This window comes from Streptomyces pathocidini, from assembly GCF_001418495.1.
Taxonomy (GTDB): Bacteria; Actinomycetota; Actinomycetes; order Streptomycetales; family Streptomycetaceae; genus Streptomyces; species Streptomyces pathocidini.
On the sequence record NZ_LIQY01000031.1, the window covers coordinates 1 to 14221 of the forward strand.

A 14221-nucleotide genomic window follows, 5' to 3' on the forward strand; every position below is an offset into this window, starting at 1 on the left:
GATGCACCCGACCATGGACGAGCACGGCATGATCACCCACGACGACGAGGACTGACCACGACGAGGACTGGGGGCGACGAAGGCTGAGGGCGACAGGGCTGAAGGCCTAGTCCGAGGGTCCCGGGCGCTTTGGTTTGGGGCGCCAGACGACCAGCGCGCCGGTCTGCTGGACGTCCTGGTACGGGACCAGGTCCCGGCGGTACGAGGCGTGCACCGCCGCCTCGCGCTGCTGGAGCGTCGTCGCGGCGCCCTCCAGCGCCTGCTGGAGCTCGGCGACCCGCGACTGGAGCGCGGACACCTGGTTCTCCAGCTCGATGATGCGCTTGATGCCGGCGAGGTTGATGCCCTCGTCCTGGGACAACTGCTGCACCTGGCGGAGCAGTTCGATGTCCCGGGCCGAGTAGCGGCGGCCGCGGCCCGCCGTGCGGTCGGGGGAGACCAGGCCGAGGCGGTCGTACTGCCGCAGGGTCTGCGGATGCAGGCCGGAGAGCTGGGCGGCCACCGAGATGACGTAGACGGGCGACTCGTCCGTCAGCTCGTACGGATTGCGCGTCGCTCTGCCGTTCCTGCCACCTCCCGGCATCCCCGGAACTCCCGGGGCCCCCGGCACTCCTCGGCCGTTCATCTCATGCTCCCTTCGCGGCCTGGAACAGCTCCGCCCGCGGGTCCTCGCCCGCGGTGGCCTCGGCGAAGTCCTTCAGCGCCCGCTGCGCCTTCTCGCCGAGGTCCTTGGGGACGGCCACCTCCACGGTGACCAGCAGGTCCCCGCGCGTGCCGTCCTTGCGCACCGCGCCCTTGCCCCGGGCGCGCATGGTCCGCCCGTTGGGCGTGCCCGGCGGCAGCCGGAGCGTGACCGGCGGCCCGCCGAGCGTCGGCACCTTCACCTCGCCGCCGAGCGCCGCCTCCGGGTAGGTGACGGGCACGGTGACGGTGAGGTTGTCGCCCTTGCGCCCGAAGACCGGGTGCGACTCGACGTTCACGACCACGTACAGGTCTCCGTTCGGGCCGCCGCGCTCGCCCGGGGCGCCCTTGCCGCGCAGCCGGATCCGCTGGCCGTCCGAGACACCCGCGGGGATCCGCACCTGCATGGTGCGCGAACTCGTCGCGCGCCCGCTGCCCTTGCAGACCTCGCACGGGTCCTGGGCGATCAGCCCGCGGCCCTTGCAGTCCACGCACGGGTCGGTGAGCGAGAAGCCGCCCCCGCCGCCGCGCGAGACCTGCCCGGTGCCGACGCAGGTCGGGCACACCCGCGGGGTGCCGTTCTTGTCGCCGGTGCCCGAACAGGCCTTGCACGCGGCCGAACTGGACATCCGCAGCGGGACCGTGGCCCCGTCCACCGCCTCGGTGAAGCTGAGCGTCACCTCGGACTCGATGTCCTGCCCGCGCCGCGGCTGCGTACGGGGACCCGCGCCGCCGCGGCCGAACAGCCCGCCGAAGACGTCCCCGAGACCGCCGCCGAAACCGCCCGCGCCGCCCCCGCCCTGGGGGGCGCCCCCGAAGAGGTCGCCCAGGTCGAAGTTGAAGCCGCCGGGCCCGCCCGCGCCGGGACCGGGGCGGAAGCCGCCGTTCCCGAACAGCGCGCGCGCCTCGTCGTACTCCTTGCGGCGCTTGGCGTCGGCCAGGACGTCGTTCGCCTCGGAGATCTCCTTGAAGCGCTCCTCGGCCTTGGCGTCGCCCTTGTTGGCGTCCGGGTGGTACTCGCGGGCGAGCTTCCGGTACGCCTTCTTGATCTCCGCCTCGGTCGCGTCCTTCGGGACGCCGAGGACCTTGTAGAGATCCTTCTCCAGCAAATCCCTGCTCAGGCTCATCCCCGACGTCCCTCCTCTCTGTCGTTCACACCGGCGGCTATGCCGGTTCGTCCGACGTCAGCCCTCGTCCGGGCCACCGCTCTCCTCGTCCGACGCATCCGCCGCCTGCTCGCCCTCGCCACCGCTCTTCGACTGCGCGCCGGGCTGCGGTTCGGCGACCGCGACCCGCGCGGGGCGGATCGTTCTTTCGCCGATGCGGTACCCCGGCTGCAGGATCGACACGCACGTGGTCTCGGTGACGTCCGGCGCATAGCTGTGCATCAGCGCCTCGTGGACCAGCGGGTCGAAGGGCTCGCCCTCCTTGCCGAACTGCTGGAGACCCAGCTTGGCGACGACCGTCTCCAGCGCCTCGGCGACGGACTTGAACCCGCCGACCAGCTCACCGTGCTCCCGCGCGCGGCCGATGTCGTCGAGCACCGGAAGCAGCTCGGACAGGAGGTTCGCGGCGGCGATCTCCTTGACCGTGACCCGGTCCCGCTCGACCCGGCGGCGGTAGTTCTGGTACTCGGCCTGGAGCCGCTGGAGGTCCGCCGTGCGCTCGTTGAGCGCCATCCGGACCTGGTCCAGCTGCGCCTGCAGGCCCACTGTCTGCAGCTCGTCCCCGGCCGGGGCCGACGGGCCCGCCTGTTCGGCGGAGCCGTCGGCCTGCGCCGCTTCGTCAGCAGACTTCGCGGCGTCGGAAGGGACGTCGGGCTGCTCTTCGAAGCCCGGGGTCTCCTCCGTCACGCGGCACCATCCTTCGGCTTCTCGTCGTCGACGATCTCGGCGTCCACCACGTCGTCCTCCGGCTTCGCACCGTCAGGACCCGCGGCGCCCGCCGCACCGGCACCGGCCGCGTCCGCACCCGCACCCTCGGCCTGGGCGGAGGCGTACATCGCCTGGCCGACCTTCTGGCTGACGGCGGCGACCTTCTCGGTCGCGGTGCGGATCTCGGCGGTGTCCTCGCCCTTGAGCTTCTCCTTCAGGTCCGAGACAGCGGTCTCCACCTCGGACTTGACGTCCGCGGGGACCTTCTCCTCGTTGTCCTTCAGGAACTTCTCGGTCTGGTAGACCAGCTGCTCGGCCTGGTTGCGGGTCTCGGCGGCCTCGCGGCGCTTGTGGTCCTCCTCCGCGTACTGCTCGGCCTCGCGCATCATGCGGTCGATGTCGTCCTTCGGCAGCGCGGAGCCACCGGTGACGGTCATCCGCTGCTCCTTGCCGGTGCCCAGGTCCTTGGCACCGACGTGCATGATGCCGTTGGCGTCGATGTCGAAGGTGACCTCGATCTGCGGCACACCGCGCGGGGCCGGCGGAAGGCCGGTCAGCTCGAACATCCCGAGCTTCTTGTTGTACGCCGCGATCTCGCGCTCGCCCTGGTAGACCTGGATCTGCACGGACGGCTGGTTGTCCTCGGCCGTCGTGAAGATCTCCGAACGCTTCGTCGGGATCGTGGTGTTGCGCTCGATCAGCTTGGTCATGATGCCGCCCTTGGTCTCGATACCGAGGGACAGCGGGGTGACGTCCAGCAGCAGGACGTCCTTGACCTCGCCCTTGAGCACACCGGCCTGGAGCGCGGCACCGATGGCCACGACCTCGTCCGGGTTCACGCCCTTGTTGGCGTCCTTGCCGCCGGTCAGGTCCTTGACCAGCTCGGCGACGGCCGGCATACGGGTCGAGCCGCCGACCAGGACCACGTGGTCGATCTCGGACAGCTGGATGCCGGCGTCCTTGATGACGTTGTGGAACGGGGTCTTGCAGCGCTCGAGCAGGTCGGAGGTCAGCTGCTGGAACTGGGCGCGGGTGAGCTTCTCGTCCAGGTGGAGCGGGCCCTCGGCGGAGGCCGTGATGTAGGGCAGGTTGATCGTGGTCTCGGTGGACGAGGACAGCTCGATCTTCGCCTTCTCGGCGGCCTCGCGCAGGCGCTGGAGCGCCATCTTGTCCTTGCCCAGGTCCACGCCGTGGCCGCTCTGGAACTGCTTGACCAGGTAGTCGACGACGCGCTGGTCCCAGTCGTCACCACCGAGGTGGTTGTCGCCGTTGGTGGCCTTGACCTCGACGACCCCGTCGCCGATCTCCAGCAGCGAGACGTCGAAGGTGCCGCCACCGAGGTCGAAGACCAGGATGGTCTGGTCTTCCTTCTCCAGGCCGTACGCGAGGGCGGCGGCGGTCGGCTCGTTGACGATCCGCAGCACGTTCAGGCCCGCGATCTCGCCGGCCTCCTTGGTGGCCTGGCGCTCGTGGTCGTTGAAGTACGCCGGGACGGTGATCACCGCGTCGGTGACCTTCTCGCCCAGGTACGACTCGGCGTCGCGCTTCAGCTTCTGGAGCACGAACGCGGAGATCTGCTGGGGGTTGAAGTCCTTCCCGTCCAGGTTGATCTTCCAGTCGGTGCCCATGTGGCGCTTGACGGACCGGATGGTCCGGTCCACGTTGGTGACCGCCTGGCGCTTCGCGACCTCGCCGACCAACACCTCGCCGTTCTTGGCGAAGGCGACGACGGACGGCGTGGTCCTGGCGCCCTCGGCGTTGGTGATGACGGTGGGCTCACCGCCTTCGAGAACACTGACGACGGAGTTCGTCGTGCCCAGGTCGATGCCGACCGCACGTGCCATGGTTGATTCCTCCAGCTGACTTGAGTGGAACAGACTCAAGCGTGCATGATCCGTTTTTCCCTGTCAACAGACCTGAGTCGGCCCTGCTCAAGTCTTGTGCGGAGCCGCCTGTCAGTGCCCTGTCATACGGGCCGCCACCCCCGCACGAAGGGTCGCCTGGGCGACACAGATCACCGGCCGGGCGACTTCAGGCGGCCTGCGATCCTGGGTAGTGTCAGGCAGACTGAGTTAAGTTACCGCTCAGTACAGTCGCTGGATCCCCAGCCAGACGCAGGCCTCAACAACACCGCGCAGGTCCGAGGAGCCCGTCCATGCAACTCGCCGCGATCATCGTGTCGCTGGTCCTCACCGCGGTCGGCGTGGCGCTCATCGCGCGAGCCGTCGCGCAGATCTACCGGTCCGTCACGCTCGGCCAGCCGGTCCCCGCGGGCTCCCGCACCGACCGGCCGAAGCAGCGGACGGCCACCCTGGCCAAGGAGTTCCTCGGCCATACGCGGATGAACCGCTGGGGCATCGTCGGCTTCGCCCACTGGTTCGTCGCGATCGGCTTCCTGACCCTCCCGCCGACCCTCGCGCAGGCCTACGGGCAGCTCTTCAAGGCCGACTGGACCCTCCCCGTCATCGGCGGGTTCCTGCCCTTCGAGATGTACATCGAGTTCATCGGCCTGATGACGGTCGTCGGCATCCTGGTGCTGATCGCGATCCGGCTGCTGAGCCTGCCCTCCCGGGCCGGCCGCAAGTCCCGGTTCGCCGGTTCCAAGGCCTGGCAGGCGTACTTCGTCGAGTACGTCATCCTCACCATCGGCCTCGCGATCCTGGTCCTGCGCGGCCTGGAGGGCGCCATCCACCACGTGGCGGGCTACGACGCCGCGTACTTCGCCTCGTACCCGCTGGTGCTCGCCTTCGACGGCCTGGGCGTCGCCACGCTCCAGCAGCTGATCTACCTCACCGCGATGGTCAAGATCGGCGTCTCGCTGATCTGGATGATCACCGTCGCGCTCAACACCAACATGGGTGTGGCCTGGCACCGCTTCCTGGCCTTCCCCAACATCTGGTTCAAGCGGAACGCCGACGGATCCACGGCCCTGGGCGCGCTCCAGCCGATGGTCTCCACGGGCCGGCCGATCGACTTCGAAGACCCGGGCGAGGACGACCAGTTCGGCGTCTCCCAGGTCGAGCACTTCTCCTGGAAGGGCCTGCTCGACTTCTCCACCTGCACCGAGTGCGGCCGCTGCCAGTCGCAGTGCCCCGCCTGGAACACCGGCAAGCCGCTGTCCCCGAAGCTGCTCATCATGTCCCTCCGGGACCACGCCCATGCCAAGGCCCCGTACCTCCTCGCGGGCGGCGGCAAGTCCATGGAGGGCGAGGAGCGGGCCACCGAGGAGCAGCTCGCGGACGTGCCGGCCGCGGCCCTCGCCGAGGCCGAGCGCCCGCTGATCGGCACCCTTGAGGAGAACGGGGTCATCGACCCCGACGTGCTGTGGTCCTGCACCACCTGCGGCGCGTGCGTCGAGCAGTGCCCGGTCGACATCGAGCACGTCGACCACATCGTCGACATGCGCCGCTACCAGGTGATGATCGAGTCCAGCTTCCCCTCCGAGGCAGGCACGATGCTCAAGAACCTGGAGAAGAAGGGCAACCCCTGGGGCCTGGCCAAGAAGCAGCGCCTGGAGTGGACCAAGGAGGTCGGCTTCGAGGTCCCGGTCGTCGGCAGGGACATCGAGGACCTCACCGAGGTCGACTACCTCTACTGGGTCGGCTGCGCCGGTGCCCTGGAGGACCGCGCCAAGAAGACCACCAAGGCCTTCGCCGAGCTGCTCTACATCGCCGGCGTCAAGTTCGCGATCATGGGCGGGGACGAGGCCTGCACCGGCGACTCGGCCCGCCGCCTGGGCAACGAGTTCCTGTTCCAGCAGCTCGGCCAGCAGAACGTCGAGATGCTGAACACGGCCTTCGGCGACACCCCGTCCGATGGCGGCTCCGCCGCGGGCGGTGAAGGCGTGACCGTCCCGAAGTCCAAGAAGAAGATCGTCGCGACCTGCCCGCACTGCTTCAACACGATCGCCAACGAGTACCCGCAGCTGGGCGGCGAGTACGAGGTCGTCCACCACACCCAGCTGCTCCAGCACCTCATCGACGAGGGCCGGCTGATCCCCGTCACCCCGGTCGAGGGCCTCATCACGTACCACGACCCGTGCTACCTGGGCCGCCACAACAAGGTCTACACGCCGCCCCGCGAGATCATCGCGAAGGTGCCGGGGCTGCGGAACGAGGAGATGCACCGGCACAAGGAGCGCGGCTTCTGCTGCGGCGCCGGCGGCGCGCGCATGTGGATGGAGGAGCGCATCGGCAAGCGCATCAACACCGAGCGCGTGGACGAGGCGCTGTCCCTCAACCCGGACATCGTCTCCACCGCCTGCCCGTTCTGCCTGGTCATGCTGACCGACTCGGTCAACGGCAAGAAGAACGAGGGCACCGCCAAGGAGTCCCTCCAGGTCGTCGACGTCGCCCAACTCCTCCTGGAGTCCGTCAAGACCCCGGTCCCCGACGACAGCGACGAGGACGGCGACGGAGACGGCGAAAAGGCCTCGACCCCGGAACCCGAGCCGGTGAAGTAGGCGCAACCTCCGTACGAGCAGCCGCTCCCGTAAGTCTTACGGGAGCGGCTGCTCCGTCCAGATGACCTTTCCCTCGGCCGTGTAGCGCGTGCCCCAGCGCTCCGCGACCTGCGCGACCAGGAACAGCCCGCGCCCGCCCTCGTCCGTCGTCGCGGCCCGCCGCAGGTGCGGCGAGGTGGAGCTGGCGTCGGAGACCTCGCAGATCAGGTTCCGGTCGCGGATCATCCGCAGCCGGATCGGCTCGGCCCCGTACCGGATCGCGTTGGTGATCAGCTCGCTGAGGATCAGCTCGGTGGTGAAGGCCATCTCCTCAAGGCCCCACTCCGCCATCCGCTCGGCGGCCGCCGCCCGCACCCGCCCCACGGCCGCCGGATCGGACGGCACGTCCCACTGCGCCACCTCCGCCGAGGACAGCACCCGCGTACGCGCCACCATCAGCGCGATGTCGTCGCTCGGCCGCTCCGGCATCAGCGCGTCCAGCACCGCCTCGCAGGTCTCCTCCGGCGTACGGTCCGGCTGCCCGGCCAGCGAGCGACGCAGCAGGGCCAGGCCCTCCCCGATGTCCCGGTCGCGGTTCTCCACCAGGCCGTCCGTGTAGAGGACCAGCCGGCTGCCCTCGGGCAGGTGCACCTCGGCCGTCTCGAACGGCAGCCCGCCGAGCCCCAGCGGCGGCCCGCCCGGCAGCTCGGGGAACTCCACGCTCCCGTCCGGGTGGACGAGCGCGGGCTCCGGGTGCCCGGCCCGCGCCATGGCGCACCGCCGGGAGGCCGGGTCGTACACCGCGTACAGGCAGGTGGCGCCGGTGACCGCGGCGCCGCCGCCGTCGGGCGCCTCCTCGCCCAGGTCGATCCGGGCGACCAGCTCGTCGAGGTGCCACAGCAGCTCGTCGGGCGGCAGGTCCAGGGTCGAGAAGTTGTGCACCGCCGTCCGCAGCCGGCCCATCGTCGCCGCCGCGTGCAGCCCGTGCCCGACCACGTCGCCCACCACGAGCGCCACCCGCGCCCCCGGCAGCGGGATCACGTCGAACCAGTCGCCGCCGACCCCCGCCTGCGCGGGCCGATAGCGGTACGCGACCTCCAGCGCGCTCTGCTCGGGCAGGTTCCGCGGCAGCAGGCTGCGCTGGAGCGTCACGGCCATGGTGTGTTCGCGGGTGTAGCGGCGCGCGTTGTCGATGCACACGGCGGCGCGGGCGACGAGCTCCTCGGCCAGGGAGAGGTCCTCCTCGTCGAACGGCTCGGGCTTCTCCGACCGCCAGAACGTGGCCATGCCCAGGATGTCGCCGCGGGCCCGCAGCGGCACCGACATCATCGAGTGGATCCCGAACGCGATGATCTGCCGGGCCCGGTCGGGGTCCTGCGTCTGCCAGCCGCGGAAGGCGGCCATGTCCGCCTCCACGATCGCCCGCCCGGTGTCGAACCCCGCGCCCTGCGGCGTCCGCGGCACGAACGTGATCAGCTGCCCGAGCCGGTAGAACGGGGCATCCTCACGGATCCCGTTCGCGGCCGCGCGACGCAGCGGATGCGAACCGCTGCCCTGCGGCTTGGGGTCCTCGCCGCGCAGCACCGGCTCGGCCAGGTCGACGGTGACGTAGTCGGCGAACCGCGGCACCGCGAACTCGGCCAGCTCCTCGGCCGTACGCTCCACGTCCAGCGTCGTGCCGACCCGCACCCCCGCGTCGTACAGCAGCTTCAGCCGCTTGCGCGCGACGTCGGCCCGCCCGGACAGCGCCCGCAGCTCGGTGGTGTCGCGCAGGGTCGCGACGCTGCCGGGCGGGCCGCCGTCGCGGTCGGTCGGCATGTGGTTGACGTTCAGCAGCCGGTCCCCCGCGCTGTGCACCTCGTCCTCGGCGACCCGCCCGGAGGCCAGCAGCCGCGCCGTACGCGGGTCGAGGCCGAGGTCGTCCACGTGCCGCCCCTCGGCGTCCTCGGGCAGGTCGAGCAGGCGCCGGGCCTCGTCGTTGGCGAGGAGCAGCCGGCCGTCCCCGCCGACGATCAGGACCCCCTCGCGTACGGCGTGCAGCACCGCGTCGTGGTGCTCGTACATCTTGGTCATCTCGGCCGGGTCCAGGCCGTGCGTCTGGCGGCGCAGCCGGCGCGAGATGAGCGCCGAGCCGACCGTGCCGAGCGCCAGCGCCCCGGCCCCGGTGCCGATGATCACCGGCAGGTGCTGGTTGAGCTCGCCGGCCACGTTCTGGACCTTGAGCCCGGCGGAGACCAGCCCGATGACCTCGCCGCCGTCGCCCCGCACCGGGACCACGGCCTGCACCTCCTCGCCGAGCGGGCCGTGGACGCTCTCGACGGTCACCCGCCCCGCCAGCGACGGCTCGATGGTGCCCACGAACCGCCTGCCGATCTGCTCCGGGAGGGGGTGGGTGAAGCGGATGCCGCGGGTGTCCATCACCACGACGAAGTCGACGTCGGCCGCCTTCCGCACGTCCTCGGTGATCGGCTGCAGTTCGGCGGTGGGATCGGGCCCTTCCAGCGCCTCCCGGACGCCCGGGGAGCGCGCGAAGGACTCGGCGACCGCGACCGACCGGTTGCGGGCCTCGCTCTCGCTGTCGCCGCGCACTTGGAGCACGAGCGCCACCACGGCCGCGGCCACGAGCAGCACCACGACCACGGCCTGGAGGAGGAACACCTGCCCGGCGACCGTGCGAGCGCTCAGCGCGGACCGCGCGCGCTCGCGCCGACGGCTCGGGCGCCGGTCGGCGAGCGCACGGACCGACGAGACCCAGGATCGGCCGAAAGGACCGGCCATGTCCCCCTTTCTAACACTCGGGCGCGGTTTCCGCTCCGGCGCTGCGGGGATCGTCCCGCGCGCTCGGCGCTCGATGGCCCGACAGGCACAGGAAACCGGGGCATAACGGGGGCATATGACCGCCGCCGTCCATCAGACGATCCCTTCTTGGGTTTGTGCCATCTGTCCGAAGAATCGTCTCTTTGGGTGCTGCCCCGGGCGCGCCAATTTCCTGGGATCACCCTGCGGCGTTGGATCCGGCATGGAGCCGCGGCAGTTGTGGAATCGGAACACCGTGCTCGCGGAGGCGTTCTGCCTCAGCGACGAGCACGTGCGCTCGGCGCAGAGTGCCCTAGACGAGACGCAGGCGCACAGGTCGCGCCTGCTGGCCGCCTTCGCCGTGACGGTGGGCAGCGACAGCGCCGTCGCGGACCTGCTCGGGCTGAGCGAGCGGGAGGTACGGGTCGCCCGGCGCACCGTCGGCAAGGAGGACGCCCGGCGGATGGCCGACGACGTCCTCGCGTCCGTGCCGGGCGAGGTGGAGGGCGAACCCGCGCCGCACGAGGCCGCCGGCCACGCGCCGCCCCAACCGCAGGCCCCGCCTCCACCGCCGAGCCACGCCCCCCAGCACCTGCAGCACCAGTCGTACGCGCAGCAGGCACCCTCGTACGTCGACGTGCACGCGGCCGCGGCGCCCGACGCGCAGGCGTATCTCTCGGCCCCCGTTTCGGCGCCCTCGATGGGGTCCGCCTCAGCGGCCACCACCGCTTCGGTGACCGAGGCGCCGGGGGTGCGGGAGTCGGCGTGGACCTCCGCCATGGACCTGGTCCTGATCGACAGCTGGCAGTCGGGGATCGACCTGCGCGTGCTGGCCGACGAGTTCGGCCTCGACCTGGCCCGCCTGGTCACCCGCATCCAGCAGCTCTCCGCCGAGGGCCGCCTCACCGCCGCCCCGCCCGCCGCGAGCCCCGAGGACCGCTCGGGCCGCCACCGCCGCGACGCCACGGGCGCCGCCACCGGCTCGTACGCCACGACCGCCGGCTCCTACGCGGCCCCCGGCTCGTACACGGCGACCGGCTCGTACACGGCGGCCACCGGGACGTACCCGACCTCCGGCTCCTACGGCACGTCGGCGGGCTCGTACGGTACGTCCACCGGCTCCTATGGGACGGCCTCGTACGGGACCTCCACCGGCTCGTACGACAGCTACACCAACGGCGTCTCCCCCTCCGGTTGGGAGGCGCCCTCCACGATCCCGGAGGAGATGGTCGCCTCCTACCTCCCGCCGCAGCACACCTGGCCGCAGTACATGGCGGGCTCCTCGCGGTAACTGCCGCCGCGGCGACGCCAGTTCCCCCCGGAGGGGGTCACCCGGCGGGGGGACGTCCTCCCAGAGGGGCAGAGAGCCGCAAACCATCCCCTAGGGGATGTCACAGGTCAGCCGCAAAGGCCCCTTCTTCAGGGACAGGCGGTCTCGGCGGGACCTGCGACCAGGTACGTTCGAATCGTGGCTCGATTCAGGATGGGACGCGGCCGGGACTCCGCGCAGCAGCAAGGGCAGCAGCCGTACGGGCAGCAGGTTCAGCAGCCGTACGCCGGACAGCCCGTGCCCCCGCACGCTCAGCAGTGGTCGTACGGCGGGGGGCAGGGCGGGAGCGGCCGCGAGGAGCCGGAGTACTTCGGCCCAGCGAACCAGGGCCACGACCCGTACGCGGCCCGGCCCCAGCAGGGCCACGACCCGTACGCGGGCCATCCACAGCAGGGCCACGACCCCTTCGCCAACAACCCGGGCCACACGCGGGCGTTCACCGTCGGCGGCGCGGGCGAGCCGTACGCGCAGGACCGGCCGTACGACCCGTACGGCGGCCCGCAGGGCCCGGACGGGAACGTCAGCACCTACCGCGCGGGCCACGCCACGGCCCCGCCCTCCGGCCCGCGGCTGCACTGGAAGCAGCTGCTGAGCGGCGTACTGCTGCGCCCGGGGCCGACGTTCTGGCAGATGCGGGACTACCCCATGTGGGGCCCCGCGCTCATCGTCACCTTCCTCTACGGCCTGTTCGCCGTCTTCGGCCTCGACCAGGCCCGCGAGGACGTGCTGAACGCCACGCTCTCCAACAGCATCCCGTGGGTGATCAGCACCGGCATCGCGGTGGTGATCAGCGGGCTGCTGCTGGGCGCGGTCACGCACACCCTCGCGCGCCAGCTGGGCGGCGACGGCTCCTGGCAGCCGACGGTCGGCCTGTCGATGCTGATCATGTCGCTGACGGACGCGCCGCGGCTGCTGTTCGCGATGTTCCTGGGCGGCGACAGCGCGCTGGTGCAGGTCCTGGGCTGGGCGACCTGGTTCGCGGCGGCGGCCCTGTTCACCTCGATGGTGAGCAAGTCTCACGACCTGCCGTGGCCCAAGGCGCTGGGCGCGGCATCGATCCAACTGGTCGCGCTGCTGGCGCTGATCAAGCTGGGGACGCTGTAGGACGGTCCCAGCCGTAGAGACCGGTCCCATAGGACGCGGTAAGGGGCCCTGCCTATAGGCGGGGCCCCTTACGTTCGGCCTGCTTTGGCGTGCCGCTACGGTTCGGCCCGCTCTTGATGTGCCGCGCCTCGTCAGGCATCGAGCACCTGCCCCGCGCGACGCGCGACCGGCGGTTCGACACTCCACGGGAAGTTGATCCACTGGTCGGTGCGCTTCCACACGTACTCGCACTTCACGAGCGAGCCCGGCTTCTCGTAGATCACCGCGCAGCGCACGTCCGCGACGTGGCCGGCGCAGAAGTCGTGGACCAGCTTGAGGGTCTTGCCGGTGTCGGCGACGTCGTCCGCGACGAGGACCTTCTTGCGGCTGAGGTCGACCACGTTGGGGACGGGCGGGAGCATGACGGGCATCGCGAGGGTGGCGCCGACGCCGGTGTAGAACTCGACGTTCATGACATGGAGGTTCTTCACGTCCAGCGCGTAGCCGAGGCCGCCGGCCACGAACAGGCCGCCGCGGGCGATGGAGAGGATGATGTCCGGCTCGTAGCCGTCGTCGACGACCGTCCGCGCCAGCTCGCGGATGGCCTGGCCGAAGAGCGGATACGTCAGATTCTCGCGCTCGCTGCTCACCGTCTGCCCCGTAGTGTCGCGATTCCCGTGGTGTCCGTGCGGCCCCGCCACGTCAGGCCATCAGACCTGGGTGCGATGGAAGTTCAGGAAGGAGCGGGAGGGCGTGGGCCCGCGCTGCCCCTGGTACCGGGACCCGTACCGCGCGGAGCCGTACGGGTGCTCGGCGGGCCGTCAGGGGACAGCATGGCGGAGATCATCGGCGGTGGCACCGGCGCCTTCCGTGTGACCTGCGTCAAATATGGGCCCCTTGCCCGGGGCCCCGCGGCGGCGAAGTATCGCAGCCGGATCGCCGAATTGGGTGGTTTTGCGGAAGCGCGTTGCCGAAGGGATGCCGGCTGATGTTGGTCATCGGGTCCCGGCATGCGGGATAATGGCCTGGAAGCAATGTGTTCGATGCCGGTGACGCTGCCTTTTTCACGGGGCCGTCGGCTGACGATGAGCTGGTTTCAGGAAGGGGAACGAGCATGGCGGCCATGAAGCCGCGGACGGGTGACGGCCCGCTCGAGGTGACCAAGGAGGGGCGGGGCATCGTCATGCGCGTTCCGCTCGAAGGCGGCGGGCGCCTCGTCGTCGAGCTGACACCGGACGAGGCCGACGCCTTGGGCGACGCCCTGAAGAAGGTCGTCGGCTAGGTATCGGCGCACAGCGCCCTCCACTTTTCCACTGCCCCGGCGGATTCCGCGCACCCGAGCGCGCGGCGCCCGCCGGGGCAGTGTCGTGCGTACGGGAACGGGCGGGCGTACGGGAGTGGGGGCCGGGCTGGGTACGTCCCTGCCGTCAGCGCTTGACCGCGCAGAGCAGCCCGTCGCCGACCGGCAGCAGCGACGGCAGCAGCGCCGTGCTCTCCCGTACGGTCCGCAGCAGTTCGCGCAGCCGCTGTACCTCCGCGGGCTGGGCGGCCGAGTCGACGGTCCTGCCGTCCGCGAAGACCCCCTCGAACACGACGATCCCGCCGGGCCGCAGCAGCCGGAGCGACTCGCCGAGGTAGTCCAGGCACTCCAGCCGGTCGCCGTCGCAGAACACCAGGTCGTACCCGCCGTCCGCGAGGCGGGGCAGGACGTCCAGCGCGCGCCCGGGGATGAAGCGCGCGCGGTTCCCGGCGAAGCCCGCGGCGCGGAAGGCCTCGCGCGCGAACTGCTGCCGCTCCGGCTCGGTGTCCACGGTGGTCAGCACGCCGTCCGGGCGCATGCCGTGGAGCAGGTGGATGCCCGACACGCCCGTACCGGTGCCGAGCTCGGCAACGGTACGGGCGTGTCGGGCATCCACCTGCTCCACGGCATGCGCCCGGACGGCGTGCTGACCACCGTGGACACCGAGCCGGAGCGGCAGCAGTTCGCGCGCGAGGCCGTCCGCGCCGCGGGCTGCG

General features: G+C 71.2%; 12 protein-coding genes and 1 pseudogene. 5 read left to right on the forward strand and 8 right to left on the reverse strand.

All coding sequences use genetic code 11. The annotated features are described in order from the left end of the window. Positions 1-106: 106 nt before the first annotated feature. From AOK16_RS02165 to dnaK, 4 genes are read right to left on the reverse strand one after another with little or no spacing between them, the layout of a single operon-like run. Positions 107-583, reverse strand: a complete 477-nt coding sequence (locus tag AOK16_RS02165) for a heat shock protein transcriptional repressor HspR (RefSeq protein ID WP_055470491.1) — start codon at positions 581-583, stop codon at positions 107-109. Positions 584-626: 43 nt separating this feature from the next. Continuing rightward, positions 627-1808, reverse strand: a complete 1182-nt coding sequence (gene dnaJ, locus AOK16_RS02170) for a molecular chaperone DnaJ (RefSeq protein WP_055470492.1) — start codon at positions 1806-1808, stop codon at positions 627-629. Positions 1809-1865: 57 nt separating this feature from the next. Then, positions 1866-2534: a nucleotide exchange factor GrpE gene (gene grpE / locus AOK16_RS02175; RefSeq protein WP_055470493.1), complete on the reverse strand. Its 669-nt coding sequence runs from the start codon at positions 2532-2534 to the stop codon at positions 1866-1868. Further along, on the reverse strand, positions 2531-4399 hold the full coding sequence (gene dnaK, locus AOK16_RS02180) for a molecular chaperone DnaK (RefSeq protein WP_055470494.1): 1869 nt from the start codon (positions 4397-4399) through the stop codon (positions 2531-2533). The genes grpE and dnaK overlap by 4 nt, the downstream gene beginning before the upstream one ends. Positions 4400-4710: 311 nt before the next feature. On the opposite strand from dnaK, the gene AOK16_RS02185 reads away from it, so the two are divergent. Further along, entirely contained in the window at positions 4711-7017 is a 2307-nt protein-coding gene (locus AOK16_RS02185) for a (Fe-S)-binding protein (protein WP_055470495.1), read from the forward strand. Positions 7018-7053: 36 nt separating this feature from the next. On the opposite strand, the gene AOK16_RS02190 is transcribed toward AOK16_RS02185, so the two are convergent. Continuing rightward, the gene (locus AOK16_RS02190) at positions 7054-9774 is read right to left on the reverse strand and encodes a SpoIIE family protein phosphatase/ATP-binding protein (protein WP_079100968.1); all 2721 of its coding nucleotides are present in this window, start codon (positions 9772-9774) and stop codon (positions 7054-7056) included. A gap of 256 nt (positions 9775-10030) precedes the next feature. Here AOK16_RS02190 and AOK16_RS02195 point away from each other — a divergent pair, with 256 nt between their 5' ends. Beyond that, positions 10031-11083 (forward strand): hypothetical protein, encoded by a 1053-nt coding sequence (locus tag AOK16_RS02195; RefSeq protein ID WP_079100970.1) that lies wholly within the window; start codon positions 10031-10033, stop codon positions 11081-11083. A gap of 177 nt (positions 11084-11260) precedes the next feature. Beyond that, complete coding sequence (locus AOK16_RS02200) at positions 11261-12226, forward strand: Yip1 family protein (RefSeq protein WP_240483321.1); 966 nt, start codon at positions 11261-11263, stop codon at positions 12224-12226. A gap of 131 nt (positions 12227-12357) precedes the next feature. Here the strand turns inward: AOK16_RS02200 and AOK16_RS02205 are convergent, their stop codons facing one another. Both AOK16_RS02205 and AOK16_RS25050 read right to left on the reverse strand, forming a co-directional pair. Continuing rightward, a complete protein-coding gene (locus AOK16_RS02205) occupies positions 12358-12855 on the reverse strand; it encodes a phosphoribosyltransferase (RefSeq protein ID WP_055470498.1) in 498 nt (165 codons plus the stop codon). Positions 12856-12915: 60 nt separating this feature from the next. Then, a pseudogene (locus tag AOK16_RS25050) lies at positions 12916-13023 on the reverse strand (dCTP deaminase); the annotation flags it as partial. Between the two features lie 15 nt (positions 13024-13038). On the opposite strand from AOK16_RS25050, the gene AOK16_RS26970 reads away from it, so the two are divergent. Together AOK16_RS26970 and AOK16_RS25055 are read left to right on the forward strand one after the other, a co-directional pair. Next, positions 13039-13194 carry a hypothetical protein gene (locus AOK16_RS26970; RefSeq protein WP_157859070.1) on the forward strand — a complete coding sequence of 52 codons (156 nt, stop codon included), beginning with the start codon at positions 13039-13041 and terminating at the stop codon, positions 13192-13194. Positions 13195-13319: 125 nt separating this feature from the next. After that, positions 13320-13487: a DUF3117 domain-containing protein gene (locus AOK16_RS25055; protein ID WP_003966491.1), complete on the forward strand. Its 168-nt coding sequence runs from the start codon at positions 13320-13322 to the stop codon at positions 13485-13487. A gap of 145 nt (positions 13488-13632) precedes the next feature. Here AOK16_RS25055 and AOK16_RS02210 read toward each other — a convergent pair whose 3' ends face one another. Next, positions 13633-14121, reverse strand: coding sequence for an O-methyltransferase (locus AOK16_RS02210; protein ID WP_338058463.1), 489 nt, complete (start codon positions 14119-14121; stop codon positions 13633-13635). Positions 14122-14221 lie beyond the last annotated feature (100 nt).